At 59.2% G+C, this 21,426-nt stretch carries 19 protein-coding genes; 7 read left to right on the top strand and 12 right to left on the bottom strand.

Annotated features, from left to right (window positions below; genetic code table 11):
- Nucleotides 1–13: 13 nt before the first annotated feature.
- The 7 genes from HMPREF2842_RS03835 to dapD all read right to left on the bottom strand — a co-directional run bounded on the left by HMPREF2842_RS03835 (nucleotide 14) and on the right by dapD (nucleotide 6,947).
- Nucleotides 14–952 carry an amino acid ABC transporter permease gene (locus HMPREF2842_RS03835; protein ID WP_005508486.1) on the bottom strand — a complete coding sequence of 313 codons (939 nt, stop codon included), beginning with the start codon at nucleotides 950–952 and terminating at the stop codon, nucleotides 14–16.
- Nucleotides 949–1,632 (bottom strand): amino acid ABC transporter permease, encoded by a 684-nt coding sequence (locus HMPREF2842_RS03830; protein WP_049327621.1) that lies wholly within the window; start codon nucleotides 1,630–1,632, stop codon nucleotides 949–951. Before HMPREF2842_RS03830 ends, HMPREF2842_RS03835 begins: the two co-directional genes overlap by 4 nt.
- Nucleotides 1,633–1,652: 20 nt before the next feature.
- A complete protein-coding gene (locus HMPREF2842_RS03825; protein WP_049337285.1) occupies nucleotides 1,653–2,483 on the bottom strand; it encodes a glutamate ABC transporter substrate-binding protein in 831 nt (276 codons plus the stop codon).
- A gap of 15 nt (nucleotides 2,484–2,498) precedes the next feature.
- Nucleotides 2,499–3,263, bottom strand: a complete 765-nt coding sequence (locus HMPREF2842_RS03820) for an amino acid ABC transporter ATP-binding protein (RefSeq protein ID WP_049337287.1) — start codon at nucleotides 3,261–3,263, stop codon at nucleotides 2,499–2,501.
- A 375-nt stretch (nucleotides 3,264–3,638) separates the two neighbouring features.
- The gene (gene galE / locus HMPREF2842_RS03815; protein WP_049341848.1) at nucleotides 3,639–4,652 is read right to left on the bottom strand and encodes a UDP-glucose 4-epimerase GalE; all 1,014 of its coding nucleotides are present in this window, start codon (nucleotides 4,650–4,652) and stop codon (nucleotides 3,639–3,641) included.
- A 201-nt stretch (nucleotides 4,653–4,853) separates the two neighbouring features.
- Entirely contained in the window at nucleotides 4,854–5,738 is an 885-nt protein-coding gene (locus tag HMPREF2842_RS03810) for a DUF4253 domain-containing protein (RefSeq protein ID WP_070642836.1), read from the bottom strand.
- Between the two features lie 243 nt (nucleotides 5,739–5,981).
- On the bottom strand, nucleotides 5,982–6,947 hold the full coding sequence (dapD, locus tag HMPREF2842_RS03805; RefSeq protein WP_070642834.1) for a 2,3,4,5-tetrahydropyridine-2,6-dicarboxylate N-succinyltransferase: 966 nt from the start codon (nucleotides 6,945–6,947) through the stop codon (nucleotides 5,982–5,984).
- A gap of 101 nt (nucleotides 6,948–7,048) precedes the next feature.
- Here dapD and dapE point away from each other — a divergent pair, with 101 nt between their 5' ends.
- The 4 genes from dapE to HMPREF2842_RS03785 all read left to right on the top strand — a co-directional run bounded on the left by dapE (nucleotide 7,049) and on the right by HMPREF2842_RS03785 (nucleotide 10,769).
- Nucleotides 7,049–8,227, top strand: coding sequence for a succinyl-diaminopimelate desuccinylase (gene dapE / locus HMPREF2842_RS03800; protein WP_049354221.1), 1,179 nt, complete (start codon nucleotides 7,049–7,051; stop codon nucleotides 8,225–8,227).
- A gap of 104 nt (nucleotides 8,228–8,331) precedes the next feature.
- Complete coding sequence (locus HMPREF2842_RS03795; RefSeq protein WP_070642831.1) at nucleotides 8,332–8,712, top strand: taurine ABC transporter substrate-binding protein; 381 nt, start codon at nucleotides 8,332–8,334, stop codon at nucleotides 8,710–8,712.
- Between the two features lie 5 nt (nucleotides 8,713–8,717).
- Nucleotides 8,718–10,076 carry a hypothetical protein gene (locus HMPREF2842_RS03790; protein WP_070642829.1) on the top strand — a complete coding sequence of 453 codons (1,359 nt, stop codon included), beginning with the start codon at nucleotides 8,718–8,720 and terminating at the stop codon, nucleotides 10,074–10,076.
- A 315-nt stretch (nucleotides 10,077–10,391) separates the two neighbouring features.
- Nucleotides 10,392–10,769, top strand: coding sequence for a twin-arginine translocase TatA/TatE family subunit (locus HMPREF2842_RS03785; RefSeq protein ID WP_005505243.1), 378 nt, complete (start codon nucleotides 10,392–10,394; stop codon nucleotides 10,767–10,769).
- Nucleotides 10,770–10,859: 90 nt separating this feature from the next.
- Here HMPREF2842_RS03785 and HMPREF2842_RS03780 read toward each other — a convergent pair whose 3' ends face one another.
- The 3 genes from HMPREF2842_RS03780 to HMPREF2842_RS03770 are packed head-to-tail and all read right to left on the bottom strand — an operon-like array spanning nucleotide 10,860 to nucleotide 14,326.
- Nucleotides 10,860–12,062 carry a P-loop NTPase gene (locus tag HMPREF2842_RS03780; RefSeq protein ID WP_070642827.1) on the bottom strand — a complete coding sequence of 401 codons (1,203 nt, stop codon included), beginning with the start codon at nucleotides 12,060–12,062 and terminating at the stop codon, nucleotides 10,860–10,862.
- Entirely contained in the window at nucleotides 12,052–13,005 is a 954-nt protein-coding gene (locus HMPREF2842_RS03775) for a DUF1003 domain-containing protein (RefSeq protein WP_049349389.1), read from the bottom strand. The genes HMPREF2842_RS03780 and HMPREF2842_RS03775 overlap by 11 nt, the downstream gene beginning before the upstream one ends.
- Nucleotides 12,998–14,326: a magnesium transporter MgtE N-terminal domain-containing protein gene (locus HMPREF2842_RS03770; RefSeq protein WP_049337302.1), complete on the bottom strand. Its 1,329-nt coding sequence runs from the start codon at nucleotides 14,324–14,326 to the stop codon at nucleotides 12,998–13,000. Before HMPREF2842_RS03770 ends, HMPREF2842_RS03775 begins: the two co-directional genes overlap by 8 nt.
- 130 nt (nucleotides 14,327–14,456) lie before the next feature.
- Here HMPREF2842_RS03770 and HMPREF2842_RS03765 point away from each other — a divergent pair, with 130 nt between their 5' ends.
- Complete coding sequence (locus HMPREF2842_RS03765; protein ID WP_070642824.1) at nucleotides 14,457–15,428, top strand: hypothetical protein; 972 nt, start codon at nucleotides 14,457–14,459, stop codon at nucleotides 15,426–15,428.
- Between the two features lie 151 nt (nucleotides 15,429–15,579).
- Here the strand turns inward: HMPREF2842_RS03765 and HMPREF2842_RS03760 are convergent, their stop codons facing one another.
- The gene (locus HMPREF2842_RS03760; RefSeq protein ID WP_070642820.1) at nucleotides 15,580–17,109 is read right to left on the bottom strand and encodes an aminopeptidase P family protein; all 1,530 of its coding nucleotides are present in this window, start codon (nucleotides 17,107–17,109) and stop codon (nucleotides 15,580–15,582) included.
- A 215-nt stretch (nucleotides 17,110–17,324) separates the two neighbouring features.
- Between HMPREF2842_RS03760 and HMPREF2842_RS03755 the strand changes: the two genes are divergently transcribed.
- Together HMPREF2842_RS03755 and HMPREF2842_RS03750 are read left to right on the top strand one after the other, a co-directional pair.
- Nucleotides 17,325–18,296 carry a PHP domain-containing protein gene (locus HMPREF2842_RS03755; protein WP_083309204.1) on the top strand — a complete coding sequence of 324 codons (972 nt, stop codon included), beginning with the start codon at nucleotides 17,325–17,327 and terminating at the stop codon, nucleotides 18,294–18,296.
- A 176-nt stretch (nucleotides 18,297–18,472) separates the two neighbouring features.
- Nucleotides 18,473–19,300, top strand: coding sequence for an S-layer homology domain-containing protein (locus HMPREF2842_RS03750; protein WP_239662515.1), 828 nt, complete (start codon nucleotides 18,473–18,475; stop codon nucleotides 19,298–19,300).
- A 50-nt stretch (nucleotides 19,301–19,350) separates the two neighbouring features.
- Here the strand turns inward: HMPREF2842_RS03750 and HMPREF2842_RS03745 are convergent, their stop codons facing one another.
- Nucleotides 19,351–21,009 carry a hypothetical protein gene (locus tag HMPREF2842_RS03745; protein WP_049327635.1) on the bottom strand — a complete coding sequence of 553 codons (1,659 nt, stop codon included), beginning with the start codon at nucleotides 21,007–21,009 and terminating at the stop codon, nucleotides 19,351–19,353.
- Nucleotides 21,010–21,426: the final 417 nt, after the last annotated feature.

Here is a 21,426-nt window from a genome sequence, read left to right as displayed (position 1 = left end):
AGAACGAGAAGGGCTACTTGCGGTCGCCGGGCAGAACGAACATCTGAACGGTCGGCGGGTTCGGGTTATCCAACGCATCTGGAATCAGGTTTCGGGTCACCTTCGCGGAGGTGCGCGACGCCAGCCTGTCCGTAATGCCGGTTGCTACAGCCGTCAGCACGAAGTTCACCGTCACGAAGAGTGCCGCCGCCAGAATCAGGGTCTGCAGCACGTTGCCGTCACCGGAACCGATGCGGCGCGCCGAAGCGAGCAGCTCGGGGTAGGAGATGATGTAACCGAGGGCGGTGTCCTTCAGAATCACAACGAACTGGCTGAGCATCGAGGGCATCATCGCGGTGAACGCCTGCGGAAGCAGGATCCGAATCAGCGTCTGGGTCGGGGTCAGACCAATCGCAAGACCCGCCTCGCCCTGACCGCGAGGAAGTTGCTTCACGCCCGAACGCAGTAGCTCAGCAATCACCGAGCCGTTGTACAGGGTCAGACCAATCACCACGGCGATGAAGGGCAGCTGAGCCGGCGGAAGGCCGCTGTACTTGCCCAAGAACAGCCAGAAGAAAATCATCATGATCAGCACTGGCACGGCGCGGAAGAACTCTACCACCACGGTGCCGAACCAGCGGATAACGCGGTACTGGGAGAGTCGAGCAATACCGAAGACCACACCGAACGCAACCGAGGTAACCACCGAAACCGCTGCCGCCGACAGGGTCGAGGCAAGGCCCGGCAGGTAGTAGGAGCTCCAGGCGCGGGCGGTGAACAGGTCAGTCCACTTTTCTGCCTCCAGCTGCCCCTTCTGACCCATCACGGTCAGCACATACACCGCAAATAGTGCAAAAAGGACTACCGCAGCAATGTTGAAGATGCGGATACGACGCTGCGCGATAGGACCCGGCTCGTCGAAAAGCACCGAAGAAGCGGCGCGGGTGTCATTACTGATAAAAGGGTTTTTCATCGCTTCACCGCCAGCTTACGGGATGACCAGGTGGTCAACGCACCAATGGGAACAACAATGATGACAAAGCCCATCGCAAACATGATGAAGATAGCAAGCACCATGTTCGCGTCGAACTCAATCATGGATTTCATCAGCCCGGAGGCCTCCGCCACCGACGCGACCGAGGCGACAGTGCTGTTCTTCGTCAACGCAATCAGAGTATTGCCGAGCGGGGTAATGGCGCCGCGTAGAGCCTGAGGGAAAATCACCAGGCGGGCGGTGTCGAAGAAACCCAGACCGATAGCGCGTGCCGCCTCAGCCTGACCCTTCGGCACGGTGTTCACACCCGAACGGATCGCCTCGCAGATAAACGCCGAATGGTAAATCGACAGGGCAATGACCGCGTACACGAAGAAGTTCGTGTCGAAATCGTGCGAGAAGGAGAGCTGGAACTGCGTCCACACACCCAAAATGGCGAAAGTCATCATGATGGTGAGCGGAGTATTACGGACAGTATGCACATAGGCGGTGCCCACCCAGCGCAGGGACGGGACGGGGCTGATGCGCATGAGCGCCAGCACAGTACCGAGAACGAACGAGCCAAGAGCCGCCCAGAAGGTCAGCTGAATATTGGTCATGAAGGCGCCAACCACATCGTACTTGGACAGGAGGGTGCCGAGTTGGTCAAAGAATGACATTCGTGAACCTCTCTAGAGGCCTAGGCGCAGGAGGTGCCCAGGTGCGGCGGGTTGGTTTCGGTGTTGTAGTGGTAGCCGGTGCCTTCGGTGTACTTGGTGATGAGCTTCTCCCAGGTACCGTCGGCAACCATCTCGTTGATGGCGTTGTTCACGGCTTCGCACTTGTCAGTGCCCTTGGGCAGACCCACGCCGTAGCGTTCGGTCGTGAAGGGGGAGCCGACCACTTTCAGCTTGCCCTTGTTCGCTTTGGTGGCTGCCAGACCGGCGAGGGTAATGTCGTCGGTGGTGACGGCGTCCACCACGCCGCCGTTGAGGGCGACCACGCAGTCGGAGTAGCTGTTCTGCTTGACCAGGTTCACGTTCTTGGCGAACTTGTCCTGCACCTTCTGGGCGCTGGTGGAGCCGGTGACGGAGCAGAGGTTCTTGCCGTTGAGGTCGTCCGGGCCGTGAATATCGGTGTTATCGGCACGCACGAGCAGGTCCTGACCAGCCGTGTAGTAGGGGCCGGCGAAGTCCACGGTCTTCTTGCGGCTTTCAGAGATGGAGTAGGTCGCAAAAATCATGTCTACCTGACCGGTGTTGAGCATGTTTTCGCGGTTAGCGGCGGGGGATTCGACGAACTCAATCTGCTCTTCGGAGTAGCCGAGCTTACCGGCGACGTAGCGTGCCACCTCCACGTCGAAGCCGGTGTAGGTGTTGCCGTCCTGGTAACCGAGGCCGGGCTGGTCTACTTTGATGCCGATGCGGATCTTGTGGTCGCTGTCTGCGCTGGAGCATCCGGCGAGGACGCCGGTCAGAGCGAGGGATGCTGCTGCGGCGAGTGCCGCGAGCCTACGTGAATATTTTTGCATGTCGGTCCCTCTGCTTTAGTGGTTGATGATCTTGGAGAGGAAGTCCTTGGCGCGCTCGCTCTTCGGGTTGGTGAAGAACTCGTCCGGGTGCGCCTCTTCGATGATCTCGCCGTCGGCAAGGAAGACGATGCGGTCTGCCGCCTTGCGGGCAAAACCCATCTCGTGGGTCACCACGATCATGGTCATGCCTTCCCTCGCGAGGGAGACCATGGTGTCGAGCACCTCGTTGACCATTTCGGGGTCGAGCGCGCTGGTGGGTTCGTCGAAGAGCATGACCTTGGGCTTCATGGCGAGTGCACGGGCGATGGCGACGCGCTGCTGCTGACCGCCGGAAAGCTCTGCGGGCATCTTGTGCACCTGGGAATCCACACCGACCTTCGCGAGCAGGTTCATGGCTTCTGCTTCTGCCTCTGACTTGGACATTTTGCGGATTCGGCGGGGCCCAAGGGTTACGTTATCGAGGATGTTCTTGTGCGCGAAGAGGTTGTAGGACTGGAAAACCATGCCGACTTCGGCGCGGAGCTTGGCGAGTGCGCGGCCTTCTTCGGGTAGTTCTTGTCCGTCAATGGTGATGGATCCGCTGGTGATAGTTTCGAGGCGGTTGATGGTTCGGCAGAGGGTGGATTTGCCGGAACCGGAGGGGCCGAGGAGGACGACGACCTCACCTTTTCCCACGGAAAGATTGATGTTCTTCAGAACGTGGTTGGTGCCGTAGTACTTGTTGACGTTGGCGATTTCGATGAGGTTTTTCTGCGCTTCGGGAGCTGCCTGTGCGGACATTTTGAACCCTTTCACGTGAGGTGCGTCTATGATGCGGGTTGTCTGTATGCTGAGTTTTCAGCTTACGCCTCAGACGGTTTCCTGTCTGCAAAATATTCACTTTACTGGGTAAGCAATGTGAATTTTTAAGCATGAATGCATAGTTATAGTATTTTTGACGTAAAAATATGGGTAAAAAACACCCCATCTTCACAAAAGGCTCTGACTAGGGAATATATTCTTCCCTTTCTCTACGCACTCACGAGGTGTCAAACGCCTTTGGGGAGGTAGTCACGACTTGGTAAAAATTTCGAAAAAAGCGCACAAAAGTGCCCGATAGGTGAGATAACACCTATCGGGCACTCTTCAACACCCCTCACACGGGGCTAAAACAGCTTAGGCTTCGTAACCGTTGGGGTTGTTCTTCTGCCAGTTCCAGTGGTCGCGAACCATGGTCTTAATGTCGCGGCTAGCGCTCCAACCCAGATCCGCCAGAGCAGAGGAAGGATCAGCGTAAGAGACCGCAACGTCACCGGGGCGACGATCCACAATCTTGTACGGCAGCTCCTTACCGCACGCCTCCTCGAACGCGTGCAGAACCTGTAGAACCGAGTAGCCGTTACCGGTACCCAGGTTCCAGGTGTGCAGACCGCCGTGCTGGGTAATGTAATCCAGTGCCTTCAGGTGACCGTCAGCCAGGTCAACCACGTGGATGTAGTCGCGCACACCGGTACCGTCAACGGTCGGGTAGTCGTTACCGAAGACGTTCAGGTGCTCGCGGCGACCCACAGCAACCTGCGCGATGAAGGGCACCAGGTTGTTCGGGATACCCGCCGGGTCCTCACCGATACGGCCGGACTCGTGCGCACCAACGGGGTTGAAGTAACGCAGCAGAGCAATGTTCCACTTGGAGTCGGAAGCAGCCAGGTCAACCAGCATGTCCTCGATGTGCTCCTTGGTGCGGCCGTAGCAGGACTGCGCATCCATGTTCATCTTCTCAATCAGAGGCATGGACTCGGGCTCACCGTACACGGTAGCGGAGGAGGAGAACACGATGGAGTGGCAGTCAGCCTCGTCCATTGCGTACAGCAGGTTCAGGGTGCCAGCCACGTTGGTCTGGTAGTACCACAGCGGCTTCTCTGCGGACTCGCCCACAGCCTTCAGACCCGCAAAGTGAATCACAGCGTCGGGACGAACCTGCTTGAAGAGAGCCTTCATACCTTCGAGGTCGAGCAGGTCAACCTTGTGGAACTCGGGGGCGCGGCCAGCGAGTTCAGCGACGCGCTTGAGGGACTCCTCGGAAGAGTTCGCGAGGTTATCCATGACGACGACGTCGTGGCCTGCCTTGAGCAGTTCAAGTACAGTGTGGGAGCCGATGTAGCCGGCGCCGCCGGTAACGAGTACCTTCATGATGTCCTTTCGGGCTTTATATATCCGGAAAAAGTGCTCCGGATGGGGGACAAAAGCTGTTGAGCTGTATCTAATAGTACAGCCGTGCACGCGGCGTAAGTACTGCGGGACACTGTGCGCTTGTGCACTCTGATGTGAGCACATGGGAGGCGTTATTGAGGCGTGTCGACACTCGCCCCCACCTCGCTGTATAGCTTGCGTCTAATCCCACCAGAAATACCACTGACGGCTCTGGTGAATAAACTCCGTCAGCTGCTCAATATCCTCAAACACCTGGAACGGAAGATCGGAACAGAACGCGAACTGTTCGACCGCCAGATTCTTCGTCTCGACCGGGTCGGTGACGGGGCGTTCCACCAGAAACTCCAGGCAGTCAGCACCGTCAAGAGCCGCCGGGCTGGCGCCGTACTTTTCACGCCAATAGTGGGTGAACGCCAGCTGTGTTTCAGCGTCTGGGCAGCCATTCCAGCCGCCGAAGGGCAGGTATGCGGGAATATCGGCGGGGTCATCGGTCGGAATCTGCAGCAGGAGCATCTCGCCTTTCTCCTCTTCATCCAGGAGCTCGTAGCAGAGTAGGGCAGAAAGAGTCGGGGCCTCATCTTCGGGCTCCTCATCGGGCAGAAAATCGGAGCTCATAAACTCGTCAACAAGCTCGTTGAGGTTGAAGTCGTCAGGGCCCTCCTCGTGAGCATCTTCGCCATCATCGGTAACCTTGCGCAGCTGCTGGGCAATGACTGCGCTGCCGTATTCTTCTGCGGAGGCGCCACCCCGGGCGGTACGGTAACGCTGCAGAACAGCACGGGTGTAGGCGCTCACCTGCTCGGGGGTCAGAGTCTCAACATCGTCAATGATGTCGTGTTCAAGGGACACCGCAATGACCATGCTTTCAAGCACCGTATCGTTCAGGTTCAGGAAGAAGGGAACGAACCCCTCCGCACGCCCCAGCTGAGCCAACTCATCGTAACGAGCCATGGCATCAGCGGCAGGAGCGCCCATTGGAATACGCTCGTGCGGGTAGGGGAAAAGTCGCATAAAGTGCCGGTAGGTTTCGCTCATCGTCGACTCTGACTTAGTTGATTCGGGCATCTGAGTTCCTCTCTGAACTGTACAAGTGGTCAGTCATGGCGGGTGGGTTGTACCCGGTACTACCAGCCTAGCGAAAGCCCGAGCATCCCGCCCTGAAAATGGTCACCGTAGCCGCCGCGGATTCGCGCCCAGCCTATGAGAGCGGCGAAAAGAGGAGCCTCGGGCAGAGAAAAAGGGGCCGGGATGCTTCACACATCCCGACCCCAAAGTTCACGGGCCGCCCCGCACTAGTTCAGGTGCAGACTAGTTCAGGTGCAGTGCCTCGTTCAGTTCCACGGTGTTCTTCGCACGCGGCAGAACCTCAATCGCGCCGCTCAGCGAATTACGGCGGAACAGCAGGTTCGACACACCGGACAGCTCCGCAGCCTTCACCACGCGCGCCTCCTGACCGGGCAGCAGAACGCTCACTCGTGAACCGGCGGTCACGTACAGGCCAGCCTCAACCACGCAGTCATCGCCCAGGGCAATACCGATGCCGGACTCCGCACCCAGCAGGGAACGCTCACCAATGGACACGCGCTTCTTACCGCCGCCCGAGAGGGTACCCATCGTGGAGGCGCCGCCACCCACATCCGAGCCGTCGCCCACCACAACGCCCTGAGAAATACGGCCCTCAACCATGGAGGTGCCCAGGGTACCGGCGTTGAAGTTCACGAAGCCCTCGTGCATCACGGTCGTGCCGGACGCCAAGTGCGCACCCAGGCGCAGGCGATCACCGTCACCAATACGCACGCCGGCGGGAACCACGTAATCCACCAGGCGCGGGAACTTATCAATGTGGCTCACGCTCAGGTGGCCCAGCTTGCGCAGACCAATCGCCAGCTTCTGGAATTCGGCGGCAAGCACCGGGCCGTGGTTGGTCCACGCAACATTCGCCAGGGTGCCGAACAGGCCGTCCAGGTTCAGCTCGTTGGGGCGAACCAGAGTGTGGGAGAGCAGGTGCAGACGCAGGTACGCGTCGACCGCGTCTTCGGGTGCCTCATCCAGGTTGATGGATGCGGTACGCACCTCGGTGCGGGCATTGCGCGCCGGGTGCTCGGCGGCCAGTTCCTCCAGCTCGTCCGCGATGGACAGGTCGGGGGTCTGGGTGAGGGAGGGAGCGGGGAACCAGGCATCCAGGACGGTGCCGGCGTGCTCGCCAGAGACAACAACATTGACCAGTGCGACGCCGGAGGCGTAACGGGGAGTGTTTTCAGACATGCCTCCCATTATAGTTTTGGGGGTGAGAGCCCCTTCAAGACCGTCTCATATGCTCGATATGGGCGTTGTGGGCGCGGGTGTGTGTACCGGGGAACCTGTAAGGTGGAAGGATGAGCGTTTCCCCGAATATTTCTGAGCGTCACCCTGTACCGCAGCCGCCCCTGAACTTGGACGTGTCCATGCCCGAGCTGACGCGTGCCCTGCTGGATTACGAGTCGGTTTCCGGCAATGAGCAGCCAATTGCTGACGCCGTGCACATGGCGCTGTCGTTCTGCCCGCACCTGCACCTGACCCGTGACGGGGACGCCATTATCGCCCGCACCGAGTTCCCGCCGCTACCCGGCGTTGAGGGGGAACGCACCCGCATTATTCTTGCCGGTCACCTGGACACCGTGCCCCTGCCCACCGTTGAGGGCTCGCTGGGTACCGTGCCGTCCACGGTGCGTGAAGAAGAGGACGGGTACGTGCTCTACGGCCGCGGCGCCACCGACATGAAGGGCGGCGTGGCGGTTCAGCTGAAGCTTGCCGCCGAACTGACCGCGCAGGACACCGACTACAACCTGACCTACATCTTCTACGACAACGAAGAGGTCGCCAGCGAACTCTCCGGCCTGGCGCGTCTAATCCGCAACCACGGCGAGCTCATCACTGACGCAGACTTCGGTGTGCTGCTTGAACCGACCAACGGCACCATTGAGGGCGGCTGCAACGGCACCATGCGTTTCTTCGTGCGCACCCGCGGCCTTGCCGCCCACTCGGGACGTGCATGGCGCGGCGAGAACGCAATTCACGCACTGGCACCGGCGTTGGCGGCGCTCGCCTCCTACGAACCGAAGACTATCGCGGTGGAGGGCCTGGACTATCGTGAGGGCCTGAACGCGGTGCAGATTTCTGGCGGCGTTGCCGGTAACGTGATTCCTGACGCGGCGGCAATGCACGTGAACTACCGGTTCGCCCCGGACAAGACACTGGATGAGGCGGTCGCCCACGTGCGTGAGGTCTTCGCCGGTTATGAGCTGGACTTTGTGGATCTTTCCCCGGCGGCACGCCCCGGCCTGGACACCCCGCTGGCGGCTTCCCTGATTGAGGCGGTGGGGCAGGAGCCTCAGCCGAAGTACGGGTGGACGGACGTGGCGCGCCTGAGCGAGATCGGTATTCCCGCGGTGAACTTCGGCCCCGGTGACGCCCTGCTGGCTCACACCGATAACGAGCACGTGAGCTTTAGCCAGCTGACCCGCTGCCACGCGGATTTGCGTGCCTGGCTGCTCAGCGACCGTGACGAGGACTAGTCGCGGCGCTAACTCTGTTGGTGCTGATTCTGCCGGTGCTGGCGCTACTATTTGAATTTAGGTGACCGTCAGGGGTTGACGGTCCTGCATGATATGAGATTGACATGAACTTTCTTCTGATTCTGCTTGCCCTGCTGATTTCGGGCATTGCGGTGCTCTCCGTTGTGGCGCTCGGTGGTGAGCGTGCCGTGCCTGGTGCCGCGTTCTTCAGCGGTGTGGGCCGTGACGGTCTGGGCACCTTTGACCGTGTGGAGGATTTCGGCTTTATCGCTCCTCTCGTCGGTGCACCCGAAGAGGACAAGACACACGAGAACGCACCCGCCGCTGAGTCTGCTGCTTCGACCGCAGAATCTGCTGATGCTAACGTCGCTGCCGCTGAGCCGGTTCGTCGCGGTGCGGTTCCGCTGGCTGATGATGCGGAGAGCACCTTGAGCGCGCATGACTTTGTGGAGAAGCGAAAGAACCCGCAGGCTGAGGGGAACTAACGCCCGTGAGTGTTTCGCCTGAACGTAATAGTGCTTCCCCCGCGTATTCTCCCGCGCAGGGTGCCGCCACCCCCGCCTCCGGCGAGGAACGGAGCGAGTCCTTTGACGAGCTGCTGACCTGGGCGTACACCGCCACCGGTGAGCGCCTGCGCCGGGTGGGGGAGCGTCTGCGTGCCCTGCCCGCGTGGCTGTCGGTGCTGCTGATTTATGGTCTGTCCCGCGTGTGGGGTTTCATCGTGTTTGCCGTGGTCGGGCAGCAGCAGCTGCGCAGCCCGTGGGGTCAGCATCTGGACTACCTGTCGTTCATTAGCATCTGGGATGCCGGCTGGTATGAGCAGATCGCGGTACAGGGCTACCCGAGCCAGCTGCCGGTGGATGCAACGGGTGCGGTTCAACAGAATCAGTGGGCTTTTTACCCGATTTTCCCGCAGCTTTCCGGATCTATTAGCCATGCGACGGGCATCGGATACTACCCGGTGGCGGCGACGGTTGCTCTGCTTGCCGGTTTCGCAGCGGCGTGGGTGATTTACCTGCTGTTTGAGGCGTCGTTGAAGGCGACCGGTTTCAAGAGTGAGGAGTCGCCTTCTGCCCTGTCCATGTGGGCTGTGGCGTTGGTGTCGTTCTTGCCGGTGGCGCCGGTGCTTCAGGTGCCGTATGCGGAGTCGCTGAACCTGGTGTTCCTTGCCGGTGCGCTGCTGTGCCTGGTTCAGGGACGATACGGTCTGCTGGTTCCTGTGGCGGCGTTGGCGTGCCTGTCCCGCCCGGTGGGTGTGCCCCTGGGCGCGGCTGCCGGCCTGTGGTGGTTTGCGTGCTGGGTGCGTTCGAGCCGCCAGTCGGGCATGGGCACGGCGTTTGTGCGTCATCTGGGGCAGCTGGTCAGCGCCTTGGTGGTGTGTGCGTGTGCGCTGGTGTGGCCTGCGATTGCGTGGTGGGCTACGGGCCGTGTGGATGCGTACACCGCCACGGAGACGGCGTGGCGCGGTACCCATTTGGCGCCGATTCAGCCGTGGCTTTCGCAGGGGTACCTGTACTTTGGGTATGCGGCTCCGGTGTTGCTGACTCTTCTGATTTTGGGCTTTATCGCTCTGTGTTTGAGCCCGCTGGCGCGTAGGGTTTTGGCGGCTCCGCTGAACCTGTGGTGCCTGAGCTATTTTGCGTATTTGATTCTGTTTTTGAATCCGCAGTCGTCGACGTTCCGTCTGTTGTTGCCGTTGTTCCCGTTGGTGATTGTGGTGGCGGCGGCGAGCCGTTCGCGGGCGTATCGTTGGGCGTTGTTGGTGGCGGGTGCGTGTGCGCAGTGGGGCTGGGTTGGCTGGCTGTGGCATTGGAAGCAGCTCCCCGGCGGTGGCGATTACCCGCCGTAAACCGCTGAATCTATCCAACGGATGTTTGAGACCGCCGGTGTGCTGCCGGCGGTCTTTTGCGTTCGGAAGGTGGGCGTGCCTGCGGTTGGAGCCGCAGCGTTTTAACCCGGCGGTGGAGACTACCCGCCGTAAACCGAATATTGTGTCAGGAGACCGCTGGTGTGCTGCCGGCGGTCTTTTGTGTTCTTAGCCGTGAGCGCAATGCTCCTCCGCGGTGCTGTAGCGTACGCCTTCTGCTTGTCCAGAGCTTAAAGACACGTCCAGAAAGCGCCGCGGGTTCGGCGGTGCTGGCTCGGAACTGATAATCTATATTCTGTGTTTGGTATTAGTGGCACCGAGTTGATTATTTTGGCCATCATCACGTTTGTGGTGATTGGTCCCGAACGCATGCCCGAATACGCCCGCCAGATTCGTGAATTCGTCAAGACCGTGCGCCGTATGGCGTTCGACGCGAAGGACGACTTCAAGGAAGCCCTGGGCGAGACGGGTCTGGAAGATATTAACTGGCGCCAGTACGATCCCCGCCAGTACGATCCGCGCGTGATTGTGAAGCAGGCGTTCGCTGAGGATGACGCCGAGCGTGAGCGTGAGGCGAAGGAACGTGAAGAGGCGCTGCTGAAGGAGAAGGAAAAGTCGGAGAGCCGTGCTCTTCCGCGAGGCGCATACGCCCCCTTCGACGTGGACGCAACCTAAGATTTTGAATAGATAAGAACCCCGCACCGTGATGGTGCGGGGTTCTTTCTGTTCTCAGCTTTTGCCGTCAGCTTCTAGACGGCTAGATCTCTATACGAAGAGCGGCAGGCTTTGACCCGCCCGCGACTCGCCCGACTGCAACAGCTGCGAGGCGATGGACTGAATCTCTTCGGCGGTGGGGGAGTTCGGGTGGCTCCAGACCACCGGGGTGCCCTCGTCGCCGCCGGTACGCAGGTTCACATCCAGCGGGACAGAACCGAGCAACGGTACCGGGTAGGAGAGCGCCTCCGAAAGACGCTCAGCGAGCACCTGACCGCCGCCAGAACCGAACATGTCGAGCACGGTACCGTCCGGCAGGGTCATGGCAGCCATGTTCTCGACCACGCCCACGACCTTCTGACCGGTCTGCAGGCTCAGGGTACCGGCACGCTCCGCCACATCCACCGCGGCGTGCTGCGGGGTGGAAATAAGCACCAGCTCCGCATTCGGCAGCAGCTGAGCCATGGAGATGGCAATATCGCCGGTGCCGGGCGGCAAATCGAGCAGCAGCACATCCAAGGCGCCGAAGTGCACGTCCATGATGAACTGCTCCAGGGCACGGTGCAGCATGGGGCCGCGCCACGCCACCGGCTCGTTGCCCTTGAGGAACATGCCGATAGAAATCACGCGAATAAAGCCGCCGCTGACCTTCTGCTCACCCCAACGCTGGGCGGGGGCGGGCACATCCACGGTCGGCGGAAGAATCAGGTCATCCAGGCGGGTCGGGGCGTCGGTAATACCCAGCAGACCCGGGATGGAGAAGCCGTGCACATCCGCGTCAATAATGCCCACCGCAAGCCCGCGCGAGGCGAACGCGGCGGCAAGATTCGCGGTCATGGAGGACTTACCCACGCCACCCTTACCGGACACCACACCGAACACGCGGGTCAGCGAACCGGGTGCGGTAAACGGGTTGGAACGCTCCGGCTTAAGCATCGAACGCAGAGCGGAACGCTGCTGCGGGTTCATCGCACCCACCTGCAGTTGCACACGCTCGATACCCTCAACGGTGGTGGCGGCGTCACGAACCTGCTGCTCGATGGTGTTCTTCAGCGGGCAACCCTCAATGGTGAGTAGCACCGTGACCTCAGCCCAGTGGCGGCCGGGAATCGGCTCACCGTGCTCATCCAGTTCAGGATGCACGAGCGCAGTCTCAACCATGCCCAGCTCCGTAATGGGGCGGCGCAATTCGGGGTCTTCAACGCGGGCGAGCGCCGCGTATAGGGCATCCTGCAGCGGGTTATCAGCGGTCACGGGCGCCTCCCTCACGGGTACGCTCTGCTTGCTGCTGCGCCTGCTGAGATTCGCGGCTCTGAGGCTGGCTCAAATCGCCGTGACGGGAATCCTGCGTGGAGTCCTTCACAGAATCCTTCGCAGAGCGTTCAGCCTTGTCAGAAGACTTCTCGGTACCGGTCTCGGCACCCGCAGATTCCTTCTGCTCAGGGTTCTTCTCGGAGTTCTTCTCGGAGCCCTGCTCCTCAGCGTCCTTTTCCTCGCCCTCGGAGATATCGATATCGTCGATAGCCTCCTCCAGGTCCTCAATGTCCTCACTGATGTCCTGCAGCTGCTCGGCGTGACGCTCCTGCTCCTGCGCAATGTTCTGCAGTTCCTCAAGAATGTCACGCAGCTCACTACGGACGAAGTCACGGGTCGCAACCTCACGCAGAGCAATACGCAGCGAAGCAATCTCGCGGGTCAGGTACTGGGTCTCCTCCAGGTTCTGCTGGTCACGCTTACGGTCCTCAGAGGCCACCACGCGGTCGCGGTCATCCTGACGGTTCTGCGCCAACAGCAGCAGGGGAGCAGCGTAAGAAGCCTGCAGGGACAGCATCAGGGTCAGCAGGGTGAAGTTCAGGCTACGCGGGTCAAACTGCATCTCCTCCGGCGCCAGGGAGTTCCACGCCAGCCACACGCCACAGAAAATGGTCATCCACATCAGGAACTGCGGGGTACCCATGTAGCGTGCAAAGCCCTCAGTCATGCGGCCGAAAGCGTCCGGGTTGGGGCTCGAGAACAGCTTCGGCTTGCGGGTGCCGGGGGTGCTCAGCTGAGAGTCGCTACGCTGCGGGCGGGAGTCGCCGCGCTCGCGGTTGCGTTCAGCGTACTTCTTCTCCAGGCGGTCCTTGAGGATGCGTGCCTTATCGATGCGGGGGTTCTCTTCGGTACGGTTTGCGTCGCGGCGGTTCGAATCAGGCAAAGCGTCGTCCTACCTTTCGTACGGGAGTTCCATCATCGTAAGTGCGCCAGTCTTCGGGTAGGAGCGCATCGAGCACGTCGTCGATGGTCACTGCGCCTACCAGGCGGTGCGATTCGTTCACAATGGGAACGATGGTCAGGTCATAGGTCGCCAGCACGCGTGCTAGCTCTTCCAAACTTGCCTGGTCAGAGACAGGCTCAGTATCGGTATCGAGGATGTGACCAATCGGCTCACTCGGCGGCACACGCAGCAACTTCTGCATGTGCACCAGACCCAGGTACTTGCCGGTCGGCGTTTCCAGGGGCGGGCGGGTCACCATGACGGCAGCCGCCATCGCCGGAGGGATCTCCTCGGCGCGGATGTGTGCGAGCGCCTCCGCAACGGTCGCCTCCGGGGAGAGGATGATTGGCACCGGGTTCATGAGCGAACCGGCGGTACCCTCGTCGTATTCGAGCAGTCGACGCACGTCGTCTGCTTCGTCGGGTTCCATGAGTTCGAGCAGCTTTTCACGCTGGGCGTCGTCCAGTTCGATAAGCAGGTCGGCGGCGTCGTCCGGTTCCATCTCTTCGAGGACCTGCGCGGCACGCTCGTCGTCCAGGTGCGAGAGAATCTGCACCTGGTCCTCGGCGGGTAGCTCCTGCAGAACGTCCGCGAGGCGTTCATCCTGCAGCTCGGCGGCGATTTCGACCATGCGCTTATCGCTCATCTCGTGGATGGCGTCCGCAAGGTCAGCGGGCTTGGAGTTCTCGTGGTTGGCCACGAACGCGGTTGCCGCCTGCGGTTCCACGTCGGTGGAGAGCACCGCCTCGTCCCAATCGACGATGAGGGTCTCCTTGGAGCGGCGGCGCCACGTGCTGGAGGAGGAACTGACGCGGGAGACGAACAGCTCGGTCACGCCCCAGTCGCCGTTGCGGCGCTGCTCAATGGCGACGTCCTCAATGACGGCGTCGCCGCTGCCGTCGAGCAGGCGCACGCGGCGGTCAAAGAGCTCACCCACGATGAGAGTCTCAGAGTTGCGCTGTTCGAAGCGGCGCAGGTTCACCAGGCCGGTTGAAATGATCTGTGAAGCGTCGATACTTCGCACACGGGTCATGGGCATGAACACACGTTTCTTGCCGAGCACCTCAACGATGATGCCGACAACAATGGGTTCGGTGCCCTTGGCGGGGCGGGCGCCCGCAATGGATGCGCCCAGGCCACGTTTGAGCACGACGACGTCTCGGAGACGGCCGAGGCGGTCACCGAAGGGGTCAAAAACGTCGAGGCCCAGAAGGCGGGCAATATAAATCTTGCTGGGGGTGCTGAACTTCGAATTGCTCACCTCTCTAGGGTACGCTCCGCCGCGGGGATTCGCACTTTGAGGGGCTTATTTGAACAGGTGTTCGCTACGCCTGTAGAGGAGCTGACTACCCACCGGGTCCAGGGTTAGGGCGGGCGGTAGAATAGGAGCCATGACTTCTAACCTGCCGAATATTCCCTCGACCCCGCCTTCTTCATATCTGGCCTCGCGCCTGGCGCAGGCTCAGGGCAAGCCCCTGCCCGCCGGTGAGGCGATCGCCTCCTTCGTGCGTCACGATGATGCGCTCGCCGCCTTTGACGTGCTCAGCGAGCAGGATTACCCGGTCACGGCGCTGTACCTGGTCAATGACGGTATCCGCCAGGTGGAGTACCCGGTACCGTTGCCGTATGGCCGTATCTTGACTTTTGCAGCGCTTCGAGGGGCAGGATTCGGTGCGTTTTTTGCACTGCTGGTTATAGCCTCGACTAATGACTCCTCTGCGTTTGAGGTAATAAAGTATGTGCTGCTGTCGATGGCTATGTTTGTGCTCTGGCAGATGTTCGTTTTGCGTCGCTCTCATGGGAGCCGCCATCCGATGCGTGCCGAATCAATTCCCTCGCGTACCGTGATGTACGCTCTGCCGGAGTACGCTCAGGATGCGCGCCGCGTGCTGGGTGCGCATCCTCGCTTTTCGGCGGCGGTTGCGGCTGCTCGTGCGGCGGCTGCCCCGGAGGCTTCGCAGGCTCGTGCGGCTCAGAGCACCGTCTCGATGAATGGTGCACCGGTTCCGACCGGTGCGCCGAAGGCTCCTTCGTACCGTGCGCAGGCGGGTAGCCAGCCGGCGCCGAACCAGAACCTGCCCGAGCGTGATGCGACCGCGCAGAACGCGGTGGCTCAGAGCGCGGCGCAGAACATGCCCGCGCCCACCCAGCCCACTCAGTCTGCTCAGCCTTCCGAGCAGGAACAGGCAAGCACTGACCAGGTAACCGCTCAGAAGTCAGAGCCGCAGAAGCGCCCGGCGCAGCGGTACGGTCTGCGCGTGGACGACCCGGAAGAATACGCGAAGCTGATTCAGCCCAAGCCGCAGCGTCCGACTCCGCGCCCGCAGGGCCTGCACGATAAGTCCTCGCAGGAGTCCGAATAACCGAACCTGCAACGGCGGTAGCTGCCCACAACGGCGGGAAACAGGCATAGAAGACAGTACTTAGAAGACACGAGAAAGCCCCTCACCGAACGAATCGGTGAGGGGCTTTCCCTATAAGACGTTACTAACGTAACTGGAGGGGGGCTAGGCGTTACTTCGCCAGCTTCGCCATCCACTCCTCAATACCCTCAACGGTGCGCGGCAGCGCAGCGGAGAGGTTCACGTTGCCGTCCTCGGTGCAGAGCACGTCGTCCTCAAGGCGGATACCGATACCGCGGTACTCCTCGGGGATAGACATGTCCTCTTCCTTGAAGTACAGTGCCGGCTCAATGGTGAAGACCATGCCCGGCTCCAGCTCAGCCCACATGTACAGTTCAGCCTTCGCCTGCGCGCAGTCGTGCACGTCCAGACCCAGGTGGTGGCTGGTGCCGTGCGGCATCCAGCGGCGGTGCTGACCGCCCTCAATGGTGAGGGAAACCTCGGCAGAAACCGGCAGCAGGCCCCACTCTTCCAGACGGTGAGCCAGAACCTCCATAGCGGCGTCGTGAAGTTCGTGGAACTTACGGCCCGGCTTAGCCACAGCGAACGCGGCGTCAGCAGCCTCCAGCACAGCGTTGTAGACCTTCGCCTGAACCTCGGTGAACTTACCGTTCACGGGGAAGGTGCGGGTCACGTCTGCGGTGTACAGGGTGTCGTCCTCAACGCCTGCGTCCAGCAGCAGCAGCTTGCCGTCATCGACGGTGCCGTTGTTACGGATCCAATGCAGGATGGTTGCGTTGTTACCGCACGCTGCGATGGTGTCGTAGCCCAGGTCGTTACCGTCGGTACGTGCCACGGAGAAGAACGCGGTCTCAACGACGCGCTCGCCGCGGTGGTGCGCAACAGCCTTAGGCAGCTCGCGCACGACCTCTTCGAAGCCCTTGACGGTCAGGTCAACGGAACGCTGCAGGTTCTCAACCTCGATAGCGTCCTTGATCAGGCGAGCCTCGGAGAGAGCCACGGCAAGCTCGGAGTCCAGCTTGTCAGCCTGCTCCAGCTCCACGCCGGTGTTGTAGCGGGAGGTGTCAACCAGCGCGTCAACAGCCGGGTCAACGTTGCGGACCAGGCGGATGTTCACGCCGCCCAGGCCCTGGTTGCCGGCGTTCTTGGTGATAGCAACCTCAAGCTCGGACAGGTCGCGGGTACGCAGACCGTAACGCTCGGAGAACTCCTTCAGGGTGGGGCGGGGGCCAACCCAGAACTCGCCGTAACGTGCATCCGCGTAGAACTCGGTGGTGTCGCGGCCAGCCAGCGGGCGGAAGTACAGGGTGACCTCGTGGTTGGAGCCGTTGTCGCCGGTACCCTCTTCGACGGGCTCGAAGATCAGCACGGCGTCAGGCTCGTGGTCGATGCCCAGGCCGGTCTGGTGCGCAAACGCCGAGTGGGGGCGGAAGCGGTAGTCGCAGTCGTTGGAGCGGACCTTCAGCGGGCCTGCAGGCAGGACGAGGCGCTCGCCGGGGAATGCCTTGGAGATCTTGGCGCGGCGCTCAGCTGCGTAGTCTGCTACGGGCTCGCGGGTGTAGCCGTCATCTTCGGCCTTGGCCCAGTCCTTAGCAATGAATTCGGTGAACGCAGACGCCTTAGGGGTGCTGCGGTGGTCGTTCTTCTGAGCTTCGGTGCTCTTCTCGTTGTTCTCAGTCATGGGTTAATCATATCTCCTTCACCACAGGTGGGCAGGTGTTTTAGCGCTTTTGACCATAAGAGGGGCGCGGTGGGGCAGAATATATCTTTGACTTGCGACCGGGTGCCTGATATTGCGCCGCCGATATTGGTAGGGTTGAATCAGAAGAGTAGATGACATACCTTAAAACCCCGCTGAGGTGGCGACGAACTAGCAGGGGCGGGGAAGGAGAGAATATGACGCAGACAGAACACCGAAATAGTGCACCTAATGCGCAGCAGGCACTGCAGCCCGCTGAATCGGGTGCGCCTGAAAATCTGAACCGTGCCGGGCGTTACGATTTGCATATTCACTCCGCTATTTCTGACGGCACGCAGAGTCTGACCGAGCTGGTGCCGCTGATTGCTCGCGCCGGGTTGGCTGGGTTTGCGCTGACTGATCACGATACGACGGCTGGTTGGGCGCAGGCGGCTCAGCTGGCGGATGAGCACGGTCTGGATTTTCTGCCGGGTGCCGAGTTCTCTTGCCGTTACCGGTACACCGACGGTGAGGGCCGCGCACGCACGAAGACTATTCATCTGCTCGCTTATGGTTTTGATTCGGTGGGTTCGGAGTTGGCGTGCCGTGTGGAGGCGATTCGTGCCAGCCGTGAGGGCCGTGCGCAGGCTATTGTGGGCCGTCTTGCCGCTGACTACCCGCTGACCTGGGATGACGTGTTGGCGCAGGTGGGGGAGGGGAACACGGCGGTGGGCCGCCCCCATATTGCTGATGCGCTGGTTGCTGCCGGTGTGGTTGCTGATCGTTCTGAGGCTTTCGCGAAGCTGCTGTACACGGGCAGCCCCTACTATGTGCCGCAGGATGCGCTGGACCCGTTGGAGGCGGTGCGTCTGGTGCGTGAGGCTGGGGGCGTGCCGGTGATTGCGCATCCGATGAGTACGATGCGTGGACCCGCGTTGAGCCTGGAGTACCTGGGTTTGATGGTGGAGGCTGGCCTGGCGGGCGTGGAGGTGTATCACCGTGAGAATTCGGTGGAGGACCGGGCGCGTCTGCTGGAGTTCATTGAGCGTCAGCGTGCGGCGGGCCGTGAGGTGCTGGTGACGGGTTCGAGTGATTATCACGGTGCGGGCAAGCCGAACCTGCTGGGTGAGAATACGACGGATGCGGCGACGGTGGCGCGTATCCGCGAGCAGCTGGCGGCACAGCACTAAGACGCAAGTGTGGGGCGGGTTCCTAATCAAAGGAACCCGCCCCCCATTCTTTTGCTTTCACCTCATTGCATATTCCCTAAATCTCTACCTGAAGGTTAGGATTTTTGGTACGCTGAGAACGTTCTACTCATTGGGGCGCACAAAGATTGTGCCTCCCCTCTGTTCATGAAGGAGCTATGATGCTTCGACAATTATTCACCCGCCCCACAAAGCGGGCCATCCAGGCCGGTGGCACGGTACTGCTGGCAGGTGCCATGGTGTGCGGTAGTGTTCCGGCGTATGCCACCGGGCATTTGAAGCCTCACGAGGTGACCCCCATTGTACAGCCGGACGAACCGGCAGTGACCTGCAACGACCGCGCAGAATATGAGTACTATCGGCAAGATGGTGAATTGGGGCGTCGCGTTATCTTTAATTGGGCGCAGTGCATTGGTCTGATTTCTGAGTATCAGAAGCACCAAATGGTCAAGAAAGATAGTGTTATCTCTCGTGGCCAGTTTGTGGAGTATTTGTACCGTCTGTCGGGTTCTCCTGAGGTGAAGAATCTTCCAGCTCAGTCACCGTACGGTGATATTAAGACTGATGATCCGCGTTTTCCTGTGGTGATGTGGGCTCGTGAGCGGGGCATTACCTGGGGTTGGAGTGATGGGAATTTCCATTATGATACCCCTGCTAGTGAGTCTTCTACTGCCTTGATGGTGTATCGGTTGGCGGGCAGTCCAAAAGTAACGGTAGCTGCATATGACCCTGAGAAGTATTTCCCCCCTACTCCTTGGAAGGAAAAATGGCCGAATATGCCATATAATTCGGAGCTTCATAAGGCATACACCTGGTTACACTATGGTCTTCAGAATCCAAATAATGAAGATTCTATTGAGAACGTATCGTATCGACGGTATGGTATCGTATCGCCTAACGATGAATTTGAATGGTTGGCTTACGCTACTTATGAGCAGGCTATCGAAGTGATTCGTCTAGCAGATAAATCTTTCAAATTTAAATAAACTATGTGCGCCTCACCTAATGTTAGGTGAGGCGCACATTTTAGTAATTTTTATTCAGTGATTGGAAAATCTTTTTTATTAGAAATATCTGCTGAATCCTCAGTAGATTTATAGACATACTGATTAATTTCAATCTTGTAGGGTGGGTTCAGGGAATTTTTAATAGAAAACTTCCATTTATCGTTCAGAACCTTGGGTTTAGGTTTGTTATTGTCTTCGTAGTCCATGTGGCATTCGTCGTATGCGTTTGCTCCAATAATATTCAAACGCCTAACACTACCTTCAAGATAGAAGCCCCACAGTGAAGCGAGGATTCTTTCTAGGGGTACTTCTTGGCTTGGCCCGTAGGGGTTGTCTGAGCGTACTCCCGTGAAAGTGCAGTCGCTAGCCCACGAGCTGATATACCAGTTCGCTGCCTCGTGGTTATGTGCTTTATCTGAGACTGCGTCATGCCAGCTGGAGGATTCACCGATACAGCCCACATAGTTATTCCTCGGCATGAGGGCAAACCATCCGTGACCACCGTTCTCTTGAGCCGTGCATCCTTGAAAGAGGTTACGCGTTCCGGCGACATACCATCCAGCACCGGTCTTGGCAGTATATTGATCGTCGGACTGGTCCTTTTTCCGCGTTACGTAGATAGAATTTTGTAGCACGGATCGGCGGTTGTACCAGCTGGTTGACCCAAAAAATTTGCATTGGGAGGCGTAGATTTCAATTCCGGCGTAGTTTTTCCCTGAAAGGTTGGCATCAGAAATATCTACTGTAAGGAACTTATTATCTGCGCCACCAGGATTATTGCCATCTTTGCGGCGTAACGGATGACCGACAGGTTTGCCAACCAGCAAGCCTTGGCGCAAAGACTTGCGGACACGGATTTTATCGACTTTCATACCTCGGTCATGAAGCCCCAAAATCGCAACACCCATATCTACATCCCAAATTTCTAGGTTAGAGAGGGAAGGGACAGCTTCAGGGTCATTAGGCTTACCCGTAAACTCAGTGTGTAGAATAATGCCTGCAACATGGGCTAGAGGTGCCCTAGTATGCATATTATCCGTAAGCTGCTGTACGTTGATATGCCCTTTTTGGGGGCTCGTGCGAATCCACATATCACGCACTCCGAAACGCATCGGACGGTTATCTGTCGCATTAGATGTCGGGTTTTGATAAGTTCCCGTATGAAAAACACCGAAACATTCATCAGAGGTACCCGCTGCCTTGGTAAGCGCATCTGTGGACGTCGCAATAATTCGGGTAGACATTCCATGCCCGAAAAACTCCACCTTATCGAGCAAGTGAATGAAGGGGTGCGACACCTTGTAAATACCGGCAGGTAGCTCAATTGACCCTCCGCCGAGCCAATACAGGCGCTCTGCCAGCTTGTTCAGCTGATCGGTGCAGTCCACTCCGCCCGTGGGGTCTACGCAGTAATCCAGAACATTAACATGAAGGCCGTTCTTCGCAAGATTATGGGCTGTGTACTCCCTCGCAGTATCAGTGTACGTGAGATATTGCAGACGCTTATTGAACTCGTCTAGCCGCTTCTGGGTATTTTTTACCCATTCTGGGGCGCGAGTCATGAACTCTTCAGTCTTGTTTGCTTGCTCCGCATGGGCTGGGGAGAAAGCTGAGACTCCTGCAGTGGTTGCGGCAAGAGCTCCTCCTGCCAAAAGGGCGCGCCGCGATGGCGCATGATATTCAGACATCGATGTCTCCTAGAGGTGAGTGAATTATTCGCCCTTCATCACGACGAAGTGATGTTAGTGGGCGAATACTTTCTGCACGTAGCACCGTGCTGCGCTGCAGAAGGTATCTCTAGTGTGTATCGCTTTTTCTTCTCTTTGCAAGAAAATTTATGATTTTTACATAAATTCGTTTCAAGTTTTACGTAAATATTTTAATTTTCCTCAACATATTAATGAGGTATATAAAATCTATTGCTTTAAATATTTTTAACATTGCACTGAAGCTGAAGGAGAGAATGAAACTGTGTCGGTTTGCTCTGTATCTTGGCGATAGAAAGGGGGTGTGCGGCTCAAGAGAACGGCGGCCACGGGTGGTTTGCCCTAATGCCGAGGAATAACTATGTGGGTTGTATCGGTGAATCCTCCAGCTGGCATGAC

This window comes from Rothia sp. HMSC069C10 (assembly GCF_001812205.1).
Taxonomy (GTDB): Bacteria; Actinomycetota; Actinomycetes; order Actinomycetales; family Micrococcaceae; genus Rothia; species Rothia mucilaginosa.
Note: the sequence above shows the minus strand (reverse complement) of the source record. Positions and strands in the feature narration are given on the sequence as shown.